Annotated in this window: 16 protein-coding genes; 4 read left to right on the forward strand and 12 right to left on the reverse strand. The window is 65.2% G+C overall.

The window, feature by feature from the left end:
- The first annotated feature begins 30 nt into the window (after nucleotides 1-30).
- Together KUV82_RS04010 and tilS are read left to right on the forward strand one after the other, a co-directional pair.
- Nucleotides 31-951: a hypothetical protein gene (locus KUV82_RS04010; protein WP_219955607.1), complete on the forward strand. Its 921-nt coding sequence runs from the start codon at nucleotides 31-33 to the stop codon at nucleotides 949-951.
- 103 nt (nucleotides 952-1,054) lie between these two features.
- Entirely contained in the window at nucleotides 1,055-1,891 is an 837-nt protein-coding gene (gene tilS, locus KUV82_RS04015; RefSeq protein ID WP_219955608.1) for a tRNA lysidine(34) synthetase TilS, read from the forward strand.
- A gap of 7 nt (nucleotides 1,892-1,898) precedes the next feature.
- Here tilS and KUV82_RS04020 read toward each other — a convergent pair whose 3' ends face one another.
- From KUV82_RS04020 to rimO, 8 genes are all read right to left on the reverse strand, one after another.
- On the reverse strand, nucleotides 1,899-2,558 hold the full coding sequence (locus tag KUV82_RS04020; RefSeq protein WP_219955609.1) for a L,D-transpeptidase family protein: 660 nt from the start codon (nucleotides 2,556-2,558) through the stop codon (nucleotides 1,899-1,901).
- Between the two features lie 84 nt (nucleotides 2,559-2,642).
- On the reverse strand, nucleotides 2,643-3,254 hold the full coding sequence (gene eda / locus KUV82_RS04025; protein ID WP_219955610.1) for a bifunctional 4-hydroxy-2-oxoglutarate aldolase/2-dehydro-3-deoxy-phosphogluconate aldolase: 612 nt from the start codon (nucleotides 3,252-3,254) through the stop codon (nucleotides 2,643-2,645).
- Complete coding sequence (gene glk / locus KUV82_RS04030; protein ID WP_219955611.1) at nucleotides 3,251-4,222, reverse strand: glucokinase; 972 nt, start codon at nucleotides 4,220-4,222, stop codon at nucleotides 3,251-3,253. The genes eda and glk overlap by 4 nt, the downstream gene beginning before the upstream one ends.
- A 2-nt stretch (nucleotides 4,223-4,224) precedes the next feature.
- Nucleotides 4,225-6,042: a phosphogluconate dehydratase gene (gene edd, locus KUV82_RS04035; RefSeq protein WP_219955612.1), complete on the reverse strand. Its 1,818-nt coding sequence runs from the start codon at nucleotides 6,040-6,042 to the stop codon at nucleotides 4,225-4,227.
- Complete coding sequence (gene zwf / locus KUV82_RS04040) at nucleotides 6,032-7,474, reverse strand: glucose-6-phosphate dehydrogenase (protein WP_219955613.1); 1,443 nt, start codon at nucleotides 7,472-7,474, stop codon at nucleotides 6,032-6,034. The genes edd and zwf overlap by 11 nt, the downstream gene beginning before the upstream one ends.
- Nucleotides 7,475-7,561: 87 nt before the next feature.
- Nucleotides 7,562-8,359: a transglutaminase-like domain-containing protein gene (locus KUV82_RS04045; RefSeq protein WP_219955614.1), complete on the reverse strand. Its 798-nt coding sequence runs from the start codon at nucleotides 8,357-8,359 to the stop codon at nucleotides 7,562-7,564.
- 222 nt (nucleotides 8,360-8,581) lie between these two features.
- Entirely contained in the window at nucleotides 8,582-10,942 is a 2,361-nt protein-coding gene (locus tag KUV82_RS04050; RefSeq protein WP_219955615.1) for an EAL domain-containing protein, read from the reverse strand.
- A 241-nt stretch (nucleotides 10,943-11,183) separates the two neighbouring features.
- A complete protein-coding gene (gene rimO, locus KUV82_RS04055; protein WP_219955616.1) occupies nucleotides 11,184-12,557 on the reverse strand; it encodes a 30S ribosomal protein S12 methylthiotransferase RimO in 1,374 nt (457 codons plus the stop codon).
- 92 nt (nucleotides 12,558-12,649) lie between these two features.
- Here rimO and KUV82_RS04060 point away from each other — a divergent pair, with 92 nt between their 5' ends.
- Nucleotides 12,650-13,060: a DUF1761 domain-containing protein gene (locus tag KUV82_RS04060; RefSeq protein ID WP_219955617.1), complete on the forward strand. Its 411-nt coding sequence runs from the start codon at nucleotides 12,650-12,652 to the stop codon at nucleotides 13,058-13,060.
- Nucleotides 13,061-13,064: 4 nt separating this feature from the next.
- On the opposite strand, the gene KUV82_RS04065 is transcribed toward KUV82_RS04060, so the two are convergent.
- The 3 genes from KUV82_RS04065 to serS are packed head-to-tail and all read right to left on the reverse strand — an operon-like array spanning nucleotide 13,065 to nucleotide 16,286.
- The gene (locus KUV82_RS04065) at nucleotides 13,065-14,189 is read right to left on the reverse strand and encodes a potassium channel family protein (RefSeq protein ID WP_219955618.1); all 1,125 of its coding nucleotides are present in this window, start codon (nucleotides 14,187-14,189) and stop codon (nucleotides 13,065-13,067) included.
- 52 nt (nucleotides 14,190-14,241) lie between these two features.
- On the reverse strand, nucleotides 14,242-15,006 hold the full coding sequence (gene surE, locus KUV82_RS04070; protein WP_219955619.1) for a 5'/3'-nucleotidase SurE: 765 nt from the start codon (nucleotides 15,004-15,006) through the stop codon (nucleotides 14,242-14,244).
- Nucleotides 15,006-16,286 carry a serine--tRNA ligase gene (gene serS, locus KUV82_RS04075; RefSeq protein WP_219956205.1) on the reverse strand — a complete coding sequence of 427 codons (1,281 nt, stop codon included), beginning with the start codon at nucleotides 16,284-16,286 and terminating at the stop codon, nucleotides 15,006-15,008. Before serS ends, surE begins: the two co-directional genes overlap by 1 nt.
- A gap of 131 nt (nucleotides 16,287-16,417) precedes the next feature.
- Here serS and KUV82_RS04080 point away from each other — a divergent pair, with 131 nt between their 5' ends.
- Complete coding sequence (locus KUV82_RS04080; RefSeq protein ID WP_258319841.1) at nucleotides 16,418-17,719, forward strand: sulfotransferase family protein; 1,302 nt, start codon at nucleotides 16,418-16,420, stop codon at nucleotides 17,717-17,719.
- 56 nt (nucleotides 17,720-17,775) lie between these two features.
- Here KUV82_RS04080 and KUV82_RS04085 read toward each other — a convergent pair whose 3' ends face one another.
- Entirely contained in the window at nucleotides 17,776-20,106 is a 2,331-nt protein-coding gene (locus KUV82_RS04085) for a TonB-dependent receptor (protein ID WP_219955620.1), read from the reverse strand.
- Nucleotides 20,107-20,179: the final 73 nt, after the last annotated feature.

Genomic DNA, 20,179 nt, shown 5'->3' on the forward strand with positions numbered 1-20,179 from the left:
CTAACCGATCCCCCACGAGGAGCCTTCCCGATGGCATTCGGACCCCTAGCGCGTAACCTTTCTTTCCTCGGGGCGGGATTTGCCCTCATTGCGACTGCCCAGCCGGCCCTGCCGCAGGACGCCGATGACGAGGCGCGCATCCGCCGCCTCGAAGCCGAAGTGCGCGCGCTGCAACGCCGCGTCTTCCCGGGCGGCGATGGCCGCTATTTCGAGCCCGAGATCAGCGCAGGACCCAGCGTGAGCTCGACCGTCAATTCGACCACGACGACGGCCGTCACCGATATTCTTGCGCGGCTCGATGCCCTCGAAGCGCAGCTTCAGCGCCAGACCGCGCTCAATGAGGAAAACGCAAACGCGGTCAGTCTGCTGACCGCGCGTATCGAGGCGCTGGAAGGAGCGGGCACAGCCACCACTGTCGCCACGGTCGATCCCACGCCTACGACCAGCGCGCCTGCGCCGGCTGCGCGGACGGTCGAGACGCCGACGCCGGCGCCTGCCGCTTCCGGTCCGACGGACGAACGCCTTGCCGCTGTCCAGTCGATCACTAAGCCGCAGACCGACGATGCGGCGGACGACGAATATTCCTATGGCTATCGCCTGTGGAACGCAGGCTTCTATCCCGAAGCCCAGCAGCAGCTTACCCTGTTTGTCGAACAGCACTCCGATCACTGGCGCGCCACCTATGGCCGCAACCTGCTCGGCCGGGCCTATCTCGACGATGGCAAGGCGCGCGAAGCAGCGCCCTGGTTCCTCAAGAACTACCAGGACGACAAGGGCGGCGCCCGCGCTGGTGACAGCCTGCTGTACCTCGCCGAAGCGATGATCGCGCTCGACGACACACGCCGCGCCTGCATCGCGCTGGCCGAGTTTGCCGAGACCTATCCCGGCCTCGCCGCCGGCCGTTTGCAGACCCAGTATGCGGCCAATCGCCAGAAGGTGACCTGCGATTGATAGCCCTCTGACCGAGGCGGTTCTCGCGCGCTTCGAAGAGGGATTTCGCGCGCATCGCCCGGAAGGAACACTAGGCCTCGCGGTTTCCGGCGGACCGGACAGCATGGCGCTGCTGGCGCTCGCCCATGCGCTGCTGGGCGACGGCGTGGAGGTCGCCACGGTCGATCACGGTCTGCGACCCGAGGCGCGCGAGGAATGCGCCCTTGTCGAACGGGTCTGCGCCAAGCGGGGCATCGCATGCCGCGTGCTGGGAGTGACCATTGAGGATGGAAACCTGCAGGACCGTGCGCGGGCCGCGCGATACGGAGCTCTAGGCCAGTGGGCCGGAGAGCGCGGGCTTGCCGCCATCGCAACCGCGCATCACGCCGACGACCAGGCCGAGACGCTGCTGATGCGGCTCAACCGGGGAAGCGGACTGGCAGGCCTTACCGGAATTCGCAGCCGGACGATGATCGGCGATTGCCCTGTTCCCATCCTCCGACCCTTGCTCGGCTTTCGCAAGAACGAGCTTCGCGCGCTGGTCGAAGATCTCGGCCTTCCGTTTGTCGAGGATCCGAGCAACCGCGATGCCAGTTTCGACCGCGTTCGCATGCGCCGCCAGCTTGAGCAGGCCGACTGGATCGACCCGCTGGCCCTCGCGCGCTCGGCTGCGCATATGGAAGAGGCGGAGGCAACGCTCCAGGCGATTGCCGATGAGGTGTGGGAGGAGAAGGCATCAATGTCGCCGTCCCGCATTTCGGTGCCCGCGACGCGCCAGCCCGACACGGCATCGCGCTTGCTGGCCCGGGCCATTTCCGCACTAGGTGGCGGCGCATCGCACGGCGAAGTGATGGCTTTCCTGAAGGGATTCAGCAAAAGCGGAAACATCGCCGGGGTGCTGATCGAGCGGGTCGGCGAATTCTACGTCTGTACCCCTGAGCCGCCTCGCCGCACGGGCTAGGCCGTCATCAGATGATGCTGTCGCCAAGCCCCATGCGCTTGCCGTCGGTGATCACAACCTTGTCGCCCTTCTTGGCGATCGCGAAGAGGCGCTTGGCAATATCATCGGGCACGCCGATGCAGCCGTGGCTGGCATAGCCGTTCTCAACCTCGCTGCCGCCGTGGATGGCGACACCGTCGAGGGTCAGGAACATGCTCCAGGGCATGGGGGCGTTGCCGTATTTCTCGGACACGTTGTGGCGCTGCTTCCAAAGGATCGGGAAGACGCCGGTGGGCGTGGGGTGCTCGTCCGTGCCCAGCAGCACGGCGGCGGCGCCGATTTCGTAGCCGCCCTGGAAAATCGAAATCACGCGGGCCTGCAGGTCCACCGTTACCAGCAGCGGTCCGTCGGGAACGCCTTCATCGTCCCAATGCCATTCGCCGTATTTGATCGGGCCCTCGATCGGCAGGATCCGGCGCACGGTATAGAGGCGCTTGGCATCGGCCACCGCCTTGGCAGCAATTGCGCCATGCGGGTGAAGAGGAGCGGGCTGAGCTTCGGGCTCGGGCGCGGCAACTGGCGCAGCCGGCTCGTTCTCTGCCACCGCGCGCCCGCCAACGGCCACGCCGGCAAGCACCAGCGCTGCGGCGACCGTGCCGCCTCCGATCCACTTCAGAATCACGTCCATCGGCGCATTATGCGCACGAAACCCTGAATTTTCCAGCAACGGCGCGCGATCCGTCCCACACGGGCACGGATGGCCGGACGGTTCTTAGCCGCCGAGAGCGGCCGCTTCGCGCGCCAGCCGCTCGACCTCGGCGCTGTCGACCGGGCCGCGCGGAGCAACCCAGCTGCCGCCGACGCACAGCACCGGATCGAAGCCCAGCCAGTCGGGCGCGTTGGCCAGCGAGACACCGCCCGTGGGGCAGAAACGGCACTGGCCGAAGGGAGCGGCCAGCGCCTTGAGCGCCGGAAGGCCGCCCGCCGCCATCGCGGGGAAGAACTTGAAATGCGTCAGGCCCAGGTCGAGCCCGCGCATGATGTCGCCCGCGTTGGCGATGCCGGGCAGGAAGGGGATGTTCTCGCGGATCGCTGCCTTGCCGAGCGGTTCGGTAAGGCCGGGCGAAACGATGAACTGGCTGCCTGCATCGATCGCGTTCGCGAGGTCCTGCTGGTTGGTCACCGTGCCGGCACCAACGATCGCACCCTCGACCTCGCTCATGATACGAATGGCGTCGAGCGCAGCCTCGGTGCGCAAGGTTACTTCGAGGACCGGCAGGCCGCCGGCAACCAGTGCGTCGGCGAGCGGCTTGGCGTGGTCTACCTCGTCGACCACGATGACCGGAATGACCGGCGCGGTCTGCATGATATCGGCAATGGTCATCCGTGTTCCCTGACGAATGCGGCGGCCGCGCCGAACAGGCCCGGCTGCGGATGGATGATGAGCTTGACGGGGATCGAGGCCATCAGCTCCTGGAAGCGGCCCTTGGCCTTGAAGCGTTCGGCGAAGCCCGATTTCACCAGCGTCTCGCGGATCCGGTAGCCAAGACCGCCGGCAATCACGACGCCGCCAAAGCCGCCCTGCGCGAGCGCAATGTCGCCCGCCACGCTGCCAAGCGACATGCAGAAGCGATCGACGGCGGCGGCGGCGAGGCTGTCGCTGCCGTCCTGGCCGCGGGTCCAGATGGCGATGTCGTCCTCATCGGCGGTCGGCTTGCCCTCCATGGCGGCCAGCGCCTGGTAGATGTCCGAGATTGCCGGGCCGGAGACGACACGCTCGGCCGACACGCGCGTGTGGCGCTTGCGCAGCCGGGCGAGGATCGCATCGTCGATCTGGTCGAGCGGGGCGAAGTCGATATGGCCGCCTTCGGTCGCCGAGACGCGATAGGTACCATCGGGCTCGCGGTAGAGATGGGCGACGCCAAGGCCGGTGCCGGGGCCCAGCACGCTCAGCCGTCCGGTCGGGGCGAGCGGCTTTTCGGGGCCAGTCAGGTGGATGAATTGGTCTTCGCCTACGCGGGCAACAGCGTGCGCCACCGCCTCGAAATCGTTGACGATGCAATAGTGTTCGACGCCCAGCTTTTCCTTCACCAGTGCCGGGCGGATGATCCACGGGTTGTTGGTGAAGCGGATGACGTCGCCGCCAACCGGGCCGGCAATCGCCATCGAGACCCGCGGGGGCAGCGATCCGCCCATGCGGTCCCGAAAATCCTCCCAGGCGGTCTGGAAACTGGCGTGATCTTCGGTGTGGAGCGTCTCGGGCTCGCCCAGCGTGATCGTGCCATCGTCATTGGCGGTCGCAATGGCGAAGCGCGCGTGGGTGCCCCCGATATCGACGGCTACAATCTCCATGCTCACAGTCCGGCTACCGCCATCATCGATGACGCTCCCTGTTCGGCGCCATCGGCGCTGGTGCGGAACATCGCGAAGAGCTCGCGGCCCATTCCGACTTCCGGAGCGGGTTCGCTGGCCGCTTCGCGGCTGTCGAGGTCGGCCGTGGTCGAAAGTTCGCCCGTGGCCGCGCAGACCCGCACGATATCGCCGTCTTCGAGCTTGGCAAGCGGACCGCCGCCCAGCGCTTCAGGCGTGCAGTGGATAGCGGCCGGGACCTTGCCCGAAGCGCCCGACATGCGGCCATCGGTTACCAGCGCGACCTTGTAGCCACGGTCCTGCAGGACGCCGAGGGCAGGGGTGAGCTTGTGCAGTTCGGGCATGCCGTTGGCACGCGGCCCCTGGAAGCGTACGACGACAACCACGTCGCGGTCGAGTTCGCCCTTCTTGAAGGCCTCGTTCACATCGTGCTGCGTCTCGAACACCCGGCACGGGGCCTCGATGGTCCAGCGTTCGCGCTCTACAGCGGAGGATTTGAAGCAGGCGCGGCCCAGATTGCCTTCCACAAGGCGCATGCCGCCATCGGGCTGGAACGGGTCGGAGGCCGGGCGCAGCATCTCGGTGTCGCCCGAGGGGCCCGGATCGCGCCAGGTCAGCGCATCGCCGTCCATGCCGGGCTCGCGGCTGTAGGCTTCGAAACCGCCGTCCCAAACGGTCAGGATGTCGCCATGCGCGAGGCCTTCCTCGAGCAGCGCGCCGATGACGTAGCCCATGCCGCCGGCTTCGTGGAAATGGTTCACGTCGCCCGACCCGTTGGGATAGACGCGCGCGATGAGCGGGACTGCGCTCGACAGTTCGGACAGGTCGGTCCAGTCGAACTTGATCCCCGCAGCGCGGGCCATGGCCGGGATGTGGATCGCGTGGTTGGTCGATCCGCCTGTGGCGAGCAGGCCGATCGCCGCGTTCACGATGGCCTTCTCGTCGACCACGCGAGACAGCGGGCGGAAATCTTCGCCCGACTTGCCGATGGCGGCGAGGCGGTGCGTGGCCGCACGGCTCAGTTCCTGGCGCAGCTTGGCGCCCGGCTGGACGAACGCAGCGCCCGGAACGTGGAGACCCATCATCTCCATCATCATCTGGTTAGAATTCGCTGTGCCGTAGAAGGTGCAGGTGCCGGGTGAGTGGTAGCTGCCCATCTCGCTTGCCAGCAGTTCCTGCCGGGTTGCCTTGCCCTCGGCGTAAAGCTGGCGCGTTCGCTGCTTTTCCTTGTTCGAGATGCCGCTGCCCATCGGACCCGACGGCACGAAGATCGCGGGCAGGTGCCCGAAGCGCAGCGCGCCCATCAGGAGGCCGGGCACGATCTTGTCGCAAATGCCCAGCAGCGCGACCCCGTCATACATGGCGTGGCTGAGCGCGACGATGGTCGAAAGCGCGATGGTGTCGCGGCTGAAGAGCGAGAGCTCCATGCCTGCCTCGCCCTGCGTCACCCCGTCGCACATCGCCGGCGTGCCGCCAGCGACCTGCACCGTCGCGCCGACTTCGCGGGCCCAGATCTTCATGCGTTCCGGATAGCGGTAGTAGGGCTGATGGGCCGACAACATGTCGTTATAGGCGGTAACGACACCCAGGTTCGGCCCCTTGGCGGCCATGATCGCGGCCTGGTCCTCTTCGGCGCCAGCAAAGGCATGGGCGAGGTTCGAGCAGGACAGCGAGCCGCGGTTGACCTGCCGGTCGCCTTCGCGGTCCATCAGGTCGAGATAGGTTGCGCGGCTGTCGCGCGAATTCTCGATGACCCGCTGGGTCACCCGGTGGATAGTGTCGTTCAGCGGCTTATTCGTCATGCCAGCTTACTCCGTCGCGCTCGAGCAGCTGCATGGCTGCGTCGGGACCCCAGCTGCCGGCGGCGTAGGGGGCGGGGGTGATATCTGCCTTGCCCCACAGGGCGCGGATCGCATCGATCCATTCCCATTGGGCCTCCACTTCGTCGCGGCGAACGAACAGGGTCTGGTCGCCCTCGATGAGGTCGAGCAGCAGGCGTTCATAGGCGATGCGCCGGACCGTGCCGGTAAAGGCGTCGGGCATGGCGATATCGAGCGGGATCTGGCGCAGGCGAATGCCCTCGCGGTCGAGCCCCGGGACTTTCGCCATCATCGACAGCTGTACGTTCTCTTCGGGCTGGATGCCGATCACCAGCCGGTTGGGCTGGGTGGTCGCGCCGCGGCCTTCGAAGATCGAATGCGGGATGCAGCGAAACTGGATCACGATTTCGGTCACGCGTTCGGGCAGGCGCTTGCCGGTGCGCATGTAGAAGGGCACGCCCTTCCAGCGCCAGTTGTCGACATGGGCCTTGAGGGCCACGAAGGTTTCCGTCCCGCTGTCCTTGCCAAGCTCCTCGTCATAGCCGGGCACCGGTTTGCCGGTCAGCGTCCCGGCCCGGTACTGACCGGTGACCGTCTCGTCCTTGTCGATCGGGCGAAGGGCGCGCAGGACCTTGACCTTCTCGTCGCGCACGGCGGTGGAATCGAAGCTGGTCGGCGGCTCCATCGCCACGAGGGCGAGCAGCTGGAGCATGTGGTTCTGCACCATGTCGCGAAGCGCCCCGCTGTCGTCGTAATAAGCGACGCGCGATTCCAGCCCGACCGTCTCGGCGACGGTGATCTGGACATGCTCGATGTAATTGGCGTTCCAGACCGGCTCGAGGATCAGGTTGGCAAAGCGCAGCGCCAGCAGGTTCTGGACGGTTTCCTTGCCGAGGTAGTGGTCGATCCGGAAGATGCGATCTTCGCTGAAGGCCTTGGCGACAGCATCGTTGATTTCCTCGCTGCTGCCAAGGTCCGTGCCGAGCGGCTTTTCCAACCCGATGCGCACATTGCCCTTGGTCAGGCCGGCATGGACGAGACCGTCGATCGTGGCTTCGAACAGGCTGGGCGCGGTCGACAGGAATATGGCGAGGCCCTTCTTGTACTCGCCTACCTCTTCAGCCAGCGCATCGTAGCCCTCGAGCGTAGTGGCATCGACCGGAACATAGCTTAGCCGATTGAGGAATTCGGCCACGCCGCCGCGGCGATTGCTCGGCAGGAAGCGTTCCAGCGCCTCGCGGGCAAAGGCACGGTATTCCTGCGTCGTCATGTCCGAGCGCGCGGTTCCAACTATGCGCAGATCGTTCGACAAAAGCCCGTCGGCATGCAGTGCGCAAAGGGACGGCAAGAGCATGCGCTGGGCCAGGTCGCCAGTGGCGCCGAACAGCAGCAAGCGGTCTGCGGTGGCGATCATCGCACAGCCTCTGGGGTCATTGTCTTCGTCTCTCCTGTGGGCCAGCGGTTACCAGCGGGGGGATGCGCAGGCCAGATGATTGCATTCCTATTCTTTCGTGACACGCACGCAGCTTGAACGGAATGTGCTCGGCCCGAAGGTTGTCAGGAAACTCACGTCGGCCGCATCGCGCCCGACCCCGATCTTTACGGTTTCGGACGGGCAGGCCATGCGGGTTGCATCGACGAGTTGCCAGACGCCGCCAGCGCTTTTGGCCGGATCGGCGAGAAACACTTCGGCCACGGCGTGGAAATCGGGCGGGTCGACGCCGGGGGCGTAGCAGGCGACGTAACGCGCCGGGATGGCACTGGCGCGGGCAAGCGCGATGAGGACGTGTGCGTAATCGCGGCAGATGCCCTGCCGCGCCACGAAGCTGTCCACCGCGCCGGTTTCGGTCGTCGAGCTTCCCGGGACGTAGCTGAAATGATCGGCAATCCAGTCGCTGATGGCGGCTATTCTTGCGCCGCCTGAGGTGCCACCGAACTCGGCCTCCGCAAAACTCTGGAAATCGTCCGCGGGGCAATACCGGCTGTCGAAGAGGTATTCGACAGCCTCGCCAGGAATCTCGTGGGGGGGAATGGCACCGTGGCGGGCGAGGTCGCTGACTGCGCGCGCAATGTCGACGCGGGCCGAGTAGGACACCTCGAGGGCCCCTTCAGCCCTCACGAGCAGGCGCTCTCCGATGTTCTCCTGTGCGGGAACCCGGGCGACGTGTTCGCTCGGGGTCACCTGTGTGTCGGTTTCGAGGATGGTCTGCTCGGGAATGCGAGCCGCTTCGAACTGGAGGAGCGCATCCGTCGGGGAGGGCAGCTCGAAGGCGAATTGGGTCTCTATGGCGATAGGCATACACGCTCCCAACGCGGCTGCCCCGCCATCGTTTCGGGCGACCGAAAAGCGGTGCGTCTGGCCCAGAAACGGAAAAGGGCCCCGCGAGGGGGCCCTTTAATTTGAAGACTGTTGTCGTGGCTTACTTATCGCCACCCAGCAGCCAATCCCAGAAGCTCCACATAGTCATACCTCCTGTTAGTCCAGGAAGCACATGTCATTAACCATGTATGTTTGTAAAGCCTAAACCATGTTTGCGGCGCTGGGTGTCTGCACGAACTCCTTGAATTCCAATAGGTTAGACAATGAGACGGGTCGCGAAAATGCGAAGCCCTGGACCTGTTGGCAGCCGATTTTCTTAAGCAATCCAATGTCCTGGGGGTTCTCGAGACCCTCTGCGACGACAGTGATTCGCGCATCGCGGCCCATTGCGGCGATGCTCGCGACAATTGCCTTTGCTTTCGGGTCCTTGGCCATGTTGGCGACGAACAGGCGATCGATCTTCAGCTCGTCAAACGGAAGTTCGTAAAACGCTTCAAAGCTCGCGGCACCGACGCCGAAGTCGTCCATCGAGATCTTAACGCCGAGGCCCTTGAGTTCTTCAAGGATGCTTGCTGCGACCGTGTGATCGGTGATGCGCGCCGTCTCGGTAATTTCGAGCGTCAGATACTCGGGGTCGAAGCGCGTCGCCTGCAGCACATTGCGGACGATACCCGCGATGCGCATGTCGCCGAGCAGGGTGGCCGAAATGTTGACCGACATTGTGATCATCCGGCCGCGGAAATGCAGGAGCTGCCCGGCCGAGCACGCGCTTTGCAGGACATAGCGCGTGAGGTGCTCCATCCGGCCGGCCTTCTCGCACTGCTGGATGAAGTGCATCGGGGAAATGAAGCCGCGCGCCGGGTCGTGCCACCGCACCAGCGCCTCTACGCCGGCGATGGTGTTGGTCGCGAGTTCGAACTTGGGCTGGTAGACGCAGTAGATCTCGCCCGCTTCCATCGCTTCGTCGATGCGGGCGCGCAGCGAGATGTCCCACAGGAGGTCGGTCTGCGAACCGGTTTCGGCGATGGAGATGGGGTTGTGGGCTTCGGACGTTTCCTCGGCGGCTGCGACGGCTGCGGCGAGACGGGGTGCCGGATCACCCTCGATAGCGGCTACGCCGAAGGTGATGCCCACGTCGACAGAATAGCCGCCCACCTGCACGGGCGCGGCAAAGATGGCCCGCAGGCCTTCCAGGTGGTCCGTAACAGCGTCCGTTTCGTCCGACGGCACGTGCCAGCCAAGGTGGTGGCCGTCGCTGTAGATCGCCAGATTGGGGTCGGCAGCGCGAAGGCGATCGACCAGCTTGAGGACATAGCTGCCCTTCTCGTCGCTGCGCAGCGTCTTGAGCACGCGTTCGTAATTCTGGATCTTCGCAATGACGACGTGGCCGCTGCGAATATTGTCGCGCACGAGGCGTCCTTCCAGCGCGCGCAGCTTGGGCAGACCGGTCTCGATGTTGACCATCTCCACCCGGCGCTTCCACCGCATGCGCGAGCGCATTGCCCCGTACAGGACAAGGAAGCTCAACACGTAAGTAAGGTCGAGCCGGAATCCGAACCGGGCGGACGCGACGAAAACCAGCGGCAACAGGGCCACGATGCCCGTGTAGGCCATCCAGCGGCGCTTGCGCGTTGTGCCCAGAAGAAGGGCGAACAGCAGTAGCGCTGCGAAGACGGAGAGGACGGTGCTGCCGACAATATAGGTCGTGCGGCCCGACCGCAGGCTCTCGCCCGCATAAATGTCGACTAGGCTCGGGGGGGCGTTCATACTGCCCGGTATCGGCTGGGGAGTGCCGCCGACGTGGTTGCTGTGGCCAACGACCACGGTCTTGCCGGTGACGATCATGCGCTCGGTTTCCAGCGCCTCGTCGGTCAGTTCGTCGATCAGCAGGACCGGGATCTCGGTAGCGTCGAAACCATAGTCGATGGAAAACTGCCCCGGCCGGATGTCGTTCACGCCGCCGATCGCAGCTCCGAGCGAGCGATAGGCGCGGCCTTCCACGACGTAGCTGTACCGCGATTCCCAGGCGAAGCCGAAGACGTTGCGATCGGTCTGATCGGCCAGAACGCGGTCGACATCACCGGCAATCCAGGGCGACGTGCTCCGCAAGGTCTTGCCCTTGGTGGAGGTGGGCGCCACCCGATCGACGAGGATAATGCGCGGCCCGAGATCGGCAATTGCCTTTGCGAGCCGCTGGTCGGCTGCGCTGTCCTCGGATGGCGCAAAGGTCACATCGAGGAACACCTTGCCCACGCCGAGGCGGTCGAGCTCGTCAAGCGCGCGGGCAACCTCGTAGCGGGTTTCGGGCTGGTCTGGGGCGTTAAGCGCTTCGTCGGACGTGACGAAGACCACTTCGCCCGACGGGCTGGATCCGGCGATGCGCGACTGAATCAGCCAGAGCAGCTGGTCGCCCGGCTGGAACAGCAGGATCGCATACATGCCGAGGCTGAGGAGACCGGCCCACAATACATGACGCACGCGCTCGAACAGGCGCCCGCTCAAGAGCGTGCGCGCACGGGCGAGGAACGGCCCGGTAGGCGTAGAGGTGCGTGTGTCACCCATCAGACGCCCTTATGGGGGCCTTAAACTTAAGAATTCTTTGATGCCGGGCGCGGAACCGCAACCCGTCCGGCGCTGGCGGCGGGTTTCGATGGTAAATTGCGGTTTAGAAATGAGAGTTAAGGGAAATCGGGCCGGATCCGCCGGCCGGGGCGGACAGCTACAGGTTTCTTGTTGCAATAGAGCGGGCTAGCGCAAAAACGCGCCCATGACCGGGCGTGGTTAACGCCGGTAAAAGACCGTATCAGGCCACCACACCGAAAAGGTCGTGCGCGTCGCTCTCTTCGACCACGACATCGACGATATCTCCGGCCGCCAGGTCCTGCGGCACGGTCCGCAGGTACACGGCCCCGTCGATTTCCGGTGCATCGGCCTGGCTGCGCCCGGTCGCGCCGATATCGCCGTCCTCGTCAGGCTCGCCGACTTCGTCGATGATGACGGGGATCGTCTTTCCGACCTTGGCCGCAAGCTTGGCGGCGCTGATCCGCTCGGTCACTTCCATGACGCGGGCGTAGCGCTCTTCCTTGACTTCTTCAGGGACCGGATCGGGCAGGGCGTTGGCCTGTGCGCCTTCGACGGGTTCGAAGCGGAAGGCACCGACGCGGTCGAGCTGGGCCTCTTCCAGCCAGTCGAGCAGGTACTGGAAGTCCTCTTCGGTCTCGCCCGGGAAGCCGACCACGAAGCTGGAACGGATGGCGATCTCCGGGCAAATCTCGCGCCAGCCCTTGAGGCGCTCGAGGACCTTGGCCTCGTTCGCCGGGCGCTTCATCGCGCGCAGCACTTTGGGACTGGCGTGCTGGAAGGGAATGTCGAGGTAGGGGGTCAGAAGCCCTTCCGCCATCAGGGGGATGACGGCGTCGACATGCGGATAGGGATAGACGTAGTGCAGCCGGACCCACGGGGGCGTGCCGCCGCCAATGTCGAGCTGGCCCAGTTCGCGTGCGAGGTCGGTCATGTGGGCGCGGACTTCGCGACCTTTCCAGCTGCGGCTCTCGTGGCGGGTGTCGACGCCATAAGCGCTCGTGTCCTGGCTGATCACGAGCAGTTCCTTCGTGCCCGCTGCAACCAGCTTTTCCGCTTCGCGCAGAACCGCGTCGATCCGGCGGCTGGCAAGCTTTCCGCGCAGGTCCGGGATGATGCAGAAGGCGCAGGAGTGATTGCAGCCCTCGGAAATCTTCAGGTAGCTGTAGTGGCGCGGCGTCAGCTTCACATCCGGTTGCGGGATCAGGTCGACAAACGGACCCTGGCTCGGCGGAGCGTGTTCGTGCACGGCCTCGACCACCTGCTCGTACTGGTGCGCGCCCGTCACCGCGAGGACCTGCGGGTGGGCAGCGCGGATCGCATCGGCCTCTTCGCCCATGCAGCCGGTCACGATGACGCGGCCGTTCTCCGAGATCGCCTCCCCGATCGCGGCCAGGCTCTCTTCCTTGGCGGAATCGAGAAAGCCGCAGGTGTTCACGAGCACGACGTCGGCGCCCGCGTAGTCGGGGCTCATGGCGTAGCCATCGGCGCGCAGGCGCGTGAGGATGCGCTCGGAATCGACGAGCGCCTTGGGGCAGCCGAGGGAAACCATGCCGACCTTCTTCTGGTCGGGGATCGGAGTGGTGGTGGTAGTCATGCCAATTGTCCGTGAATTGCGCGCGCCTCTACACCTGTCGGCGGCTTTTCGCTAGCGTGTCGGAGGGTCGTGGCCCTTTGGGGAGGGAAATCATGAACATATTCGATGTAAACTGGCTGGCTGTCGTCCTGGCAGCGCTGGCAGGCTTCGTAGTCGGCGGCATCTGGTACGGGCCGATCATGGGCAAGAAATGGATGGGCGCTGTCGGCCTTACCGAGGAGCAGATCAAGGAAGGAAGCATGGGCGCGATCTATGGCGGTGCCTTTGCCTTCTCGCTCCTCGCCAGCTGGACGCTGGCGCACACCTTCGCAACCTACGCGCAGGATCTGTCGCTGGTGGTGAAAGTGCTTACGGCCTTTGGCGTGGCGCTGGGCTTTATCGTCCCGGCTATCGGCACCAACTACCTGTTCAGCCAGAAGACCAAGACGCTGTTCTTCATCGACGCGGGCTACTGGCTGCTGTTCTACACGGCCATGGGGCTGGTCCACGGCCTGATGGGCTAGCGCCTCAAGCCTCTTGTTCGGTTAGGTCTTCGCGATCGTGCCCGTCGCCGCGGGTCTCCCCGTTGCGGGTGGGCACGATCTCGACCACGACGTCACCCGGCTGGAGGTTCTGGCATTCGTCTTCCCAGAAGCCGAGCGCCTTGCCATTGCGATAGATCCGAAGGCCCCGGCCGCCAGTGCGCAGCTCGCTGATCGCGCAGCCGCATTCCTCTTCGGTGATCTTGCGCTCGACCAGCTGGACGCGGCCCGAAACGCTGGCGAGATCGGCGAGGTATTCGGCGATGTGTTCGCCCTTGGCGCTGCCAGCCAGCAGCAGGCCGGTAAAGCGCACCGGGTTGATGACATTGTCGGCGCCTGCCTGCCGCGCGAGCGATTCGTTGTCGTCGGCGCGGACCACAGCGCTGATGGGCACGTTCGGTGCAAGGGCGCGGACAGTCAGCGTGATAAGTATCGTCGTGTCGTCGCGGCCTGCGGAAACGAGGACGTTCTGCGCTTCGGCAATGCGGACGGCTTTGAGCGTCTGGTCGCGCGTGGCGTCGGCAGCCATGACGTTGCAGCCCAGCGCCTCTGCCTCGGCGAGCCGCTCCTCGCTCGGGTCGATCACGACGATGCAGGACGGGTCGGTCCCGCGCTCGATCAGCTCGCCGACCGCTTCGGAGCCGGAGATGCCATAGCCGAGCACCACGATGTGACCGGATAGCTGTTCCTGGATGCGGGCCATGCGCCATTTCTCCCAGCTGCGCTTGATGATGAAATTGTAGGCCGTGCCGACGAAAATGAAAAAGACGGCAAAGCGGATGGGGGTCACGATGACCGCTTCGACCAGCCGCGCGCGGTCGGAAATCGGGGCGATATCGCCGAAACCCGTGGTCGTGATCGAAATCATGGTGAAATAGATGACGTCGAGGAAGCTGACCTCGCCATCGAGATTGTCGACCAGCCCTTCGCGGTCCCACCAGTGGATCATGACCACGATGGAGATGAGGAACAGGGCGGCGCCCAGGCGGATGCCGAGATCGCCCCAGACCGGCAGCTTGACGGCCCGGCGCAGCGGCTGGAACCGCGGGCCGCGGTACGCGCGTGGCGGGGCGCTGGGCGCGATCCGGTCGACCTGCTTGTCGCTGCTCATCGCGCGAATAGGTGCGCGCGGAACCCCGCCGGGTCAATAGGATAGCGCGTCCTCACCCCTCGTAGCGCTCTGCCAGAGCGCCGAGCGAGGCGTGGTGCGTCAGGTCGAGCTGGAGCGGCGTAACCGAGATAAAGCCCTCGTCGACCGCCTCCAGATCGGTGCCGTGGTCGAGCGTGTGTTCGATCGCCTCGAGGCCGAACCAGTAATACTGGAAGCCGCGCGGATCGCGCCCTTCGACCACCGTGCCGCGCGAATAATCGTGGAAGCCCTGGCGCACCGCGCGGATGCCCTTGACCTCGCTTGCCGGCAGCGGCGGGAAGTTCACATTGACCAGCGTGCGCTTGGGCAGCGGGGCATCGAGCAGCGGGGCGAGAACCTTGGCGCCCCATTCGATGGCGGCATCGAAGGGCACGTTCTCACCAGCGCCTTCCTTGGCGTAGACCTGGCTCAGCGCGATCGAGCGAACCCCTGCCAGCGCGCCTTCGATCGCCGCCGAGACCGTGCCCGAATAGGTGATGTCATCGGCTAGGTTCGCGCCGCGGTTGACGCCGGAGAGGATCACGTCGGGCGTGCCGTCCATGACCTTGCGCAGGCCCATGGTGACCGAATCCGTCGGCGTGCCGGTGACCGAGAACCGGCGCTCGCCATGCTTGCGCAGGCGCACCGGGCGGGTCAGCGTGAGCGCATGGCCCATGCCGGACTGTTCTTCATCCGGCGCGCAGATCCAGATGTCGTCGGAAAACTGGCGTGCAATGCCTTCGAGAACCTCGAGACCCTGTGCGCGGATACCATCGTCGTTGGTAAGCAGAATGCGCATCAGGCGGCAGGCTCCAGCTTGGTGACGCCGCCCATGTAGGTGGCGAGGGCTTGGGGAACGGTCACGCTGCCGTCCGCTTCCTGATAGTTTTCCATCACCGCGACCAGCGTGCGGCCCACGGCGAGGCCCGAGCCGTTCAGCGTGTGCACGAAGCGGGTCTTTTTCTCGCCTTCGGGGCGATAGCGCGCGTTCATCCGGCGGGCCTGGAAGTCGCCCGTGTTGGAGCAGGACGAAATCTCGCGCCAGGCGCCCTGGCCGGGCAGCCACACCTCGAGGTCGAAGGTCTTCTTCGCGCCGAAACCCATGTCGCCGGTGCACAGCAGCATGCGGCGATAGGGCAGGCCCAGCGCTTCGAGGATGCCTTCGGCGCATTTGGTCATACGCTCGTGCTCGGCCTCGCTGTCTTCCGGGCGACAGACGCTGACCAGCTCGACCTTTTCGAACTGGTGCTGGCGGATGAAACCGCGCGTATCGCGGCCCGCCGAGCCTGCTTCCGAACGGAAGCAAAGCGTGTGCGCGGTCATGCGGATCGGCTGGTCGAGGTCAGTCAGGATCTCGCCGGCGACCGAATAGGTGAGGGGGACTTCCGAGGTCGGCACGAGCCAGCGGTCGTCGGTCGTGCGGAAGCTATCTTCGGCAAACTTGGGCAGCTTGTCCGTGCCATACATGGCATCGTCGCCGACCAGCACCGGCGGGTTGCATTCGGTGTAGCCGTTCTCGCGCGTCTGCTGGTCGAGCATGAACTGGGCAAGCGCGCGGTGGAGCCGGGCGATATCGCCGCGCAGGAAGGTGAAGCGCGCGCCGGAAAGCTTGGCGCCGGTTTCGAATTCCATGCCCAGCGCAGGGCCGATATCGGCGTGCTCCTTGGGCTCGAAGTCGAAGGTGCGTTTAGTGCCCCACTGGTGGAGCTCGACATTGCCTTCTTCGTCCGCGCCTTCCGGCACGTCTTCGGCGGGCAGGTTGGGCAGGCGGGCAAGCATGTCGTCGAGCGCGGCGCCGGCTTCGGCAGCGGCGGCCTCCCATTCGGGCATCGAGGCCTTGATTTCGGCTACTTCGGCCTTGAGCGCTTCGGCCTTGTCCTTGTCGCCCTGGCCCATGGCCTGGCCGATCGCCTTGGAGGCTTCGTTGCGGCGGCTCTGCGCTTCCTGGACCTTGGTGGTTGCCTCGCGCTTCTTCGCGTCGAGAGCGACGATCTGGTCGGCAACAGGCTCGGCCCCGCGGCGGGCAAGGCCGGCGTCGAAGGCTTCGGGATTGGCGCGGATGAAAGCGATATCGTGCATGGCGCGGCCTATGCCTTTTCGCATGGCGCTTGGCCAGTGGCTTCGCTCCTGCGTGGTCCTGCGTATTCGGGCACCAATTCAGCGCGGGCCCGTTAGTGAACAAATCCAAGGCGTTGAAAGGTCCAGCCTTCGTGAACGATCACCCCATCAAGCCCCCGCGCCGTACACGCTTCATCGATATCGCCGACAGCGTGATCCGGGGCGGGCGACGAATGGGTTGGATCGGCAAGGCCAATCTCGACAAGGATTTCCTGCTCGACCAGGCAGTCGAAGCGACCGGCCTGTGCGATTTCGGCGACCACTGGTTCGAGCGGCCCTTCGAAGCCCTGCTCGACAGCGTGAAGCGCGAGGCGCGGCTAAACGCGGCGGGCGATTTCTCCGCCGTGAAGCAGTTTCACCACGTGCTGCGAGACCGGCTTTATGCGCAGATGTGGTTCGGTCGGCATCCGGAAATCCTCGAGCGTCCCTTGCGCGCTCCGGTGGTCATCGTCGGCCCCATGCGCTCGGGCACCACGCGGCTTCATCGCTTGCTGGCGAGCGACAAGCGCTTTGCCTTCCTGCGCAGTTTCGAGACGATCAGCCCCGTACCGCGGCCCGAATTCGAGGCAGTGCTGGCGGGCGAGAAGAAGGACTTCCGGCCCAAGCTCGCCGCGCGCATCATGAAAGTCGCGCGGCTGGCCAACCCGCGCACGCTCTCGATCCACCCCACCGGGCCGTATGAGCCCGAAGAGGAACTTGGACTTCTGGTGGCGAGCATGTGGAGCATGAAGCACGACGCGCAGTGGCACGTGCCGTCCTACGCCCAGTGGTGCGAGGGCGAGAGCGCGGTGCCTGCTTATCGCCACATGGCGAACCTCCTGCGCCTGATCGGCTGGTCGCAGCAGGAAAGCTCGCTGCGCCCATGGATTCTCAAGACGCCGCAGCACATGCTCGACCTGCCCGCGCTGCTCGAAGTGTTCCCCGATGCGCGTCTGATTTTCACGCACCGCGATCCTGAGAAGATCGTTGGTAGCGCCGCCTCGCTCGCCTGGAACCAGACGATCATCTATTCCGACTACCACGACCCGCAGCGCACCGGGCGCGAGTGGCTGGAGAAGACATCCACCATGATCGAACGGATGCGCGCAGCGCGAGACAGCATTCCGCGCGAGCGCATGATCGACGTGCAGTATGACGACATGGAGCGCGACTGGCGCGGCACGATGGAGCGTGTCTACCGCTTCCTGAAGCTCGATATGGAGCCCGCGGTCGATGGCATGCAGCGCTATCTCGACCGCTCGGCAAAGCTCAAGCGGACGCCGCACCAATACAGTCTCGAAGAATTCGGCTTGAGCCAGGGCGAGGTTGCCGAACGCTTTGCCGACTACATCGACACATACAGCATCCCGGTCGAAAGCGAGAACCTTCCTCAGCGGCGCCGCTTCCGGCGCTGACACGAAAAGGGGGTGCGGAAGGCCAGCCCCCGCACCCCCTCACTCGCGGTTTGCGATCAGTAGGAGAAGGTGACCGTCGCAAACACCTGGCGCGGGTTGCCGTAGAAGGCGGTCAGCGTGCCTTCGGGCCCCAGCGTCGGAATGGGGAAACCGTTGGCCCCGTTGACGATCGCACCCGTCACCGGATCGGTGGCGACAAAGGTATAGCCGCTCGTCTTGTATTCCTTGTCCAGCAGGTTCTTGCCGTAGATGCCGAAGCTCCAGCGATCATCGGCCGTGGTGTAGACGATGCTCGCGTCGAGCAGCGCGAAGCCGTCCTGGTCAAGGAAGGGGTTCGGGATTTCGAATTGGCTGGTCTTGCTGCGGTAGGAAACCGTCGCGCCCAGGTAGAGATCCCCGTCGCCCAGCGGCGTATCGTAGCTGGCAGTCAAGCTGCCGGTGACCTCCGGCGTGTTCTGCACGACGCGGAAGGCGGCAACATCGGTCGGAGTTGCGCCGATGTTGGTGATGTACTCGTCGTACTGCGCGTCGATGTAGCCGAAGGAACCGGCCAGGCCGAAGCCGCTGTCGAAGCGCAGGTTGGCTTCCAGCTCGACACCCTTGAAGGTCGCTTTGCCCGCGTTGGTCACCACGCCGCAGAAGGTCGGAAGGCCGGCAACCTGGCAGGCGACCGAACCGGGGATCTGCACATCGCTGTAATCGGCATAGAAGGCTGCCGCGGCGAGGTTCAGGATCCCGATCACGCCCTTGTAGCCGATCTCGTAGCTGTCGACCTCTTCCGGAGCGAAGCTCAGGAAGGCCGCCACTTCGGCATCGGTCGGCGCGCCCGGGACGGCAGCCGGTGCGTTTGCGCCCACGCCGCGCGGGTCGAAGCCGCCACCCTTGAAGCCCTTGGAATAGCTTGCGTAGATGTTGTGGTCGGGCGTCGGCATGAAGCTGATCGACGCGCGCGGGGTGAATTTCTTGAACTTGCGACTGCCGTCGAAATCGGTGCTCGGACCGCCGAAGGGCACGCCGGCGCCGCCGAAGATGGGCGAACCGCCGCCAAGATAGTTCTGACGCAGGATTTCCGCGCTGCGTTCATCCCAGGTGTAGCGCCCGCCGACCGACAGGCTCAGCTGTTCGGTGATGTCGTAGGTGAAGTCGCCGAAGATCGCGTAGGTCTCGGTATCGACATTGGCCTGCGTGAACGCGGTCAGCCCGGGGAAGGTGGTGAAGATGCGCACGTCGAACAGAGTGTCCGCCTTGGCGTCGAGATAGTAGAAGCCGAGCAGGCCGCTGAACGGGCCGCCATCGTCCCACAGGAGCTGCACTTCCTGGCTGAGCTGCTCGTTCAGGTAGGCGCCCGGCACGTCCAGGTCGACAGCGGGCAGGGCGTCGAAATCGATCGGCGTGAAGCTCTCATCCTTGCGCCAGGCCGAGATGGAACGGAGCGTCAGCGCGTCGCTCACCTCGATTTCAGCGTGGAGCGACAGGCCGTAGCTTTCCACGTCCTGTTCGGGATCGTTGAGCGCGCCGCGCGTGTCGAAGACATTGTCCAGCACCGGCGCGCCCGAGGCGAGGCCGGGGATCAGACGGTGACCGCCGCGCGGGTTGCTCTTGTCCTTGGTGTAATCGCCCTGCACCCGGATGAACACCGGTTCGCCATAGCCGCCGACCTCCAGGCTGGCGCGGCCGGCCCAGATGTCCTTGTTGTAATTCTCCAGCCCCGTGGTGAGATTGTCGCCGAAGCCGCCGCGGGACAGGCGCGCAAAGCTCGCGCCGAGGCGGGCGAGGTCGCCGAGCGGGGTGGACGCGGTCACGACGCCTTCGGCCTGATCGTAAGTGCCGTAGGTGGCGCGCGCCTTGACCGAGGTTTCGAGCGGCAGGCGCTTGGTCACATATTTGACCGCGCCGCCGATCGTGTTGCGACCATAGAGCGTGCCTTGCGGCCCGCGCAGCACCTCGATCCGCTCGACGTCGTAGATATCGAGCACCGCGGCTTGCGGACGGTTGAGGTAGACATCGTCGAGATAGATGCCGACGCCCTGTTCGAAGCCTGAAACCGGGTCCTGCTGGCCGATGCCGCGGATGAAGGCTGAGAGGGTCGAGTTGGTCGCGCGGCTGGCTTCCAACGTCACGTTGGGAACGGTCTGGCCGACATCGGTGATGTCGAGCGCGCCGCGCTGCGAGAGTTCGTCGCCGCTCAGCGCTGTGACGGCGAGCGGCACGTCGACCAGCCGTTCCTCGCGGCGACGCGCGGTGACGATGATGGTGTTGCCCTGCGCCTGCTCACCGGCGTCCGCAGCCTCTGCGGCGGTGGACTGCGCGCTGGCCGGTGCGGCCCAAAGAGCCAGCGCGGCGGTCGAGCACAGCAGGCCGGCTGACAGAATGGATGTCTCACGCATGTTGGGTTTCTCCCTCCCGAATTCCCTTGTTTCGACTCCGATACTGAAACCTGAACCACCTTTCAAGTTACAT

Origin of the sequence: Qipengyuania flava, assembly GCF_019448255.1 — a bacterium.
Lineage (GTDB): Bacteria > Pseudomonadota > Alphaproteobacteria > Sphingomonadales > Sphingomonadaceae > Qipengyuania > Qipengyuania flava_A.

Excerpts from the sequence above, each read along its gene's own strand:
- tilS (WP_219955608.1), top strand. The coding sequence starts at position 1,055 with ATGGCGCTGCTGGCGCTCGCCCATGCGCTGCTGGGCGACGGCGTGGAG.
- KUV82_RS04065 (WP_219955618.1), bottom strand. The coding sequence starts at position 14,189 with ATGAGCAGCGACAAGCAGGTCGACCGGATCGCGCCCAGCGCCCCGCCA.
- glk (WP_219955611.1), bottom strand. The coding sequence starts at position 4,222 with ATGGAGATTGTAGCCGTCGATATCGGGGGCACCCACGCGCGCTTCGCC.
- edd (WP_219955612.1), bottom strand. The coding sequence starts at position 6,042 with ATGACGAATAAGCCGCTGAACGACACTATCCACCGGGTGACCCAGCGG.
- KUV82_RS04050 (WP_219955615.1), bottom strand. The coding sequence starts at position 10,942 with ATGGGTGACACACGCACCTCTACGCCTACCGGGCCGTTCCTCGCCCGT.
- eda (WP_219955610.1), bottom strand. The coding sequence starts at position 3,254 with ATGACCATTGCCGATATCATGCAGACCGCGCCGGTCATTCCGGTCATC.
- rimO (WP_219955616.1), bottom strand. The coding sequence starts at position 12,557 with ATGACTACCACCACCACTCCGATCCCCGACCAGAAGAAGGTCGGCATG.
- KUV82_RS04045 (WP_219955614.1), bottom strand. The coding sequence starts at position 8,359 with ATGCCTATCGCCATAGAGACCCAATTCGCCTTCGAGCTGCCCTCCCCG.
- KUV82_RS04020 (WP_219955609.1), bottom strand. The coding sequence starts at position 2,558 with ATGGACGTGATTCTGAAGTGGATCGGAGGCGGCACGGTCGCCGCAGCG.
- KUV82_RS04085 (WP_219955620.1), bottom strand. The coding sequence starts at position 20,106 with ATGCGTGAGACATCCATTCTGTCAGCCGGCCTGCTGTGCTCGACCGCC.
- zwf (WP_219955613.1), bottom strand. The coding sequence starts at position 7,474 with ATGATCGCCACCGCAGACCGCTTGCTGCTGTTCGGCGCCACTGGCGAC.
- KUV82_RS04060 (WP_219955617.1), top strand. The coding sequence starts at position 12,650 with ATGAACATATTCGATGTAAACTGGCTGGCTGTCGTCCTGGCAGCGCTG.
- surE (WP_219955619.1), bottom strand. The coding sequence starts at position 15,006 with ATGCGCATTCTGCTTACCAACGACGATGGTATCCGCGCACAGGGTCTC.
- serS (WP_219956205.1), bottom strand. The coding sequence starts at position 16,286 with ATGCACGATATCGCTTTCATCCGCGCCAATCCCGAAGCCTTCGACGCC.
- KUV82_RS04010 (WP_219955607.1), top strand. The coding sequence starts at position 31 with ATGGCATTCGGACCCCTAGCGCGTAACCTTTCTTTCCTCGGGGCGGGA.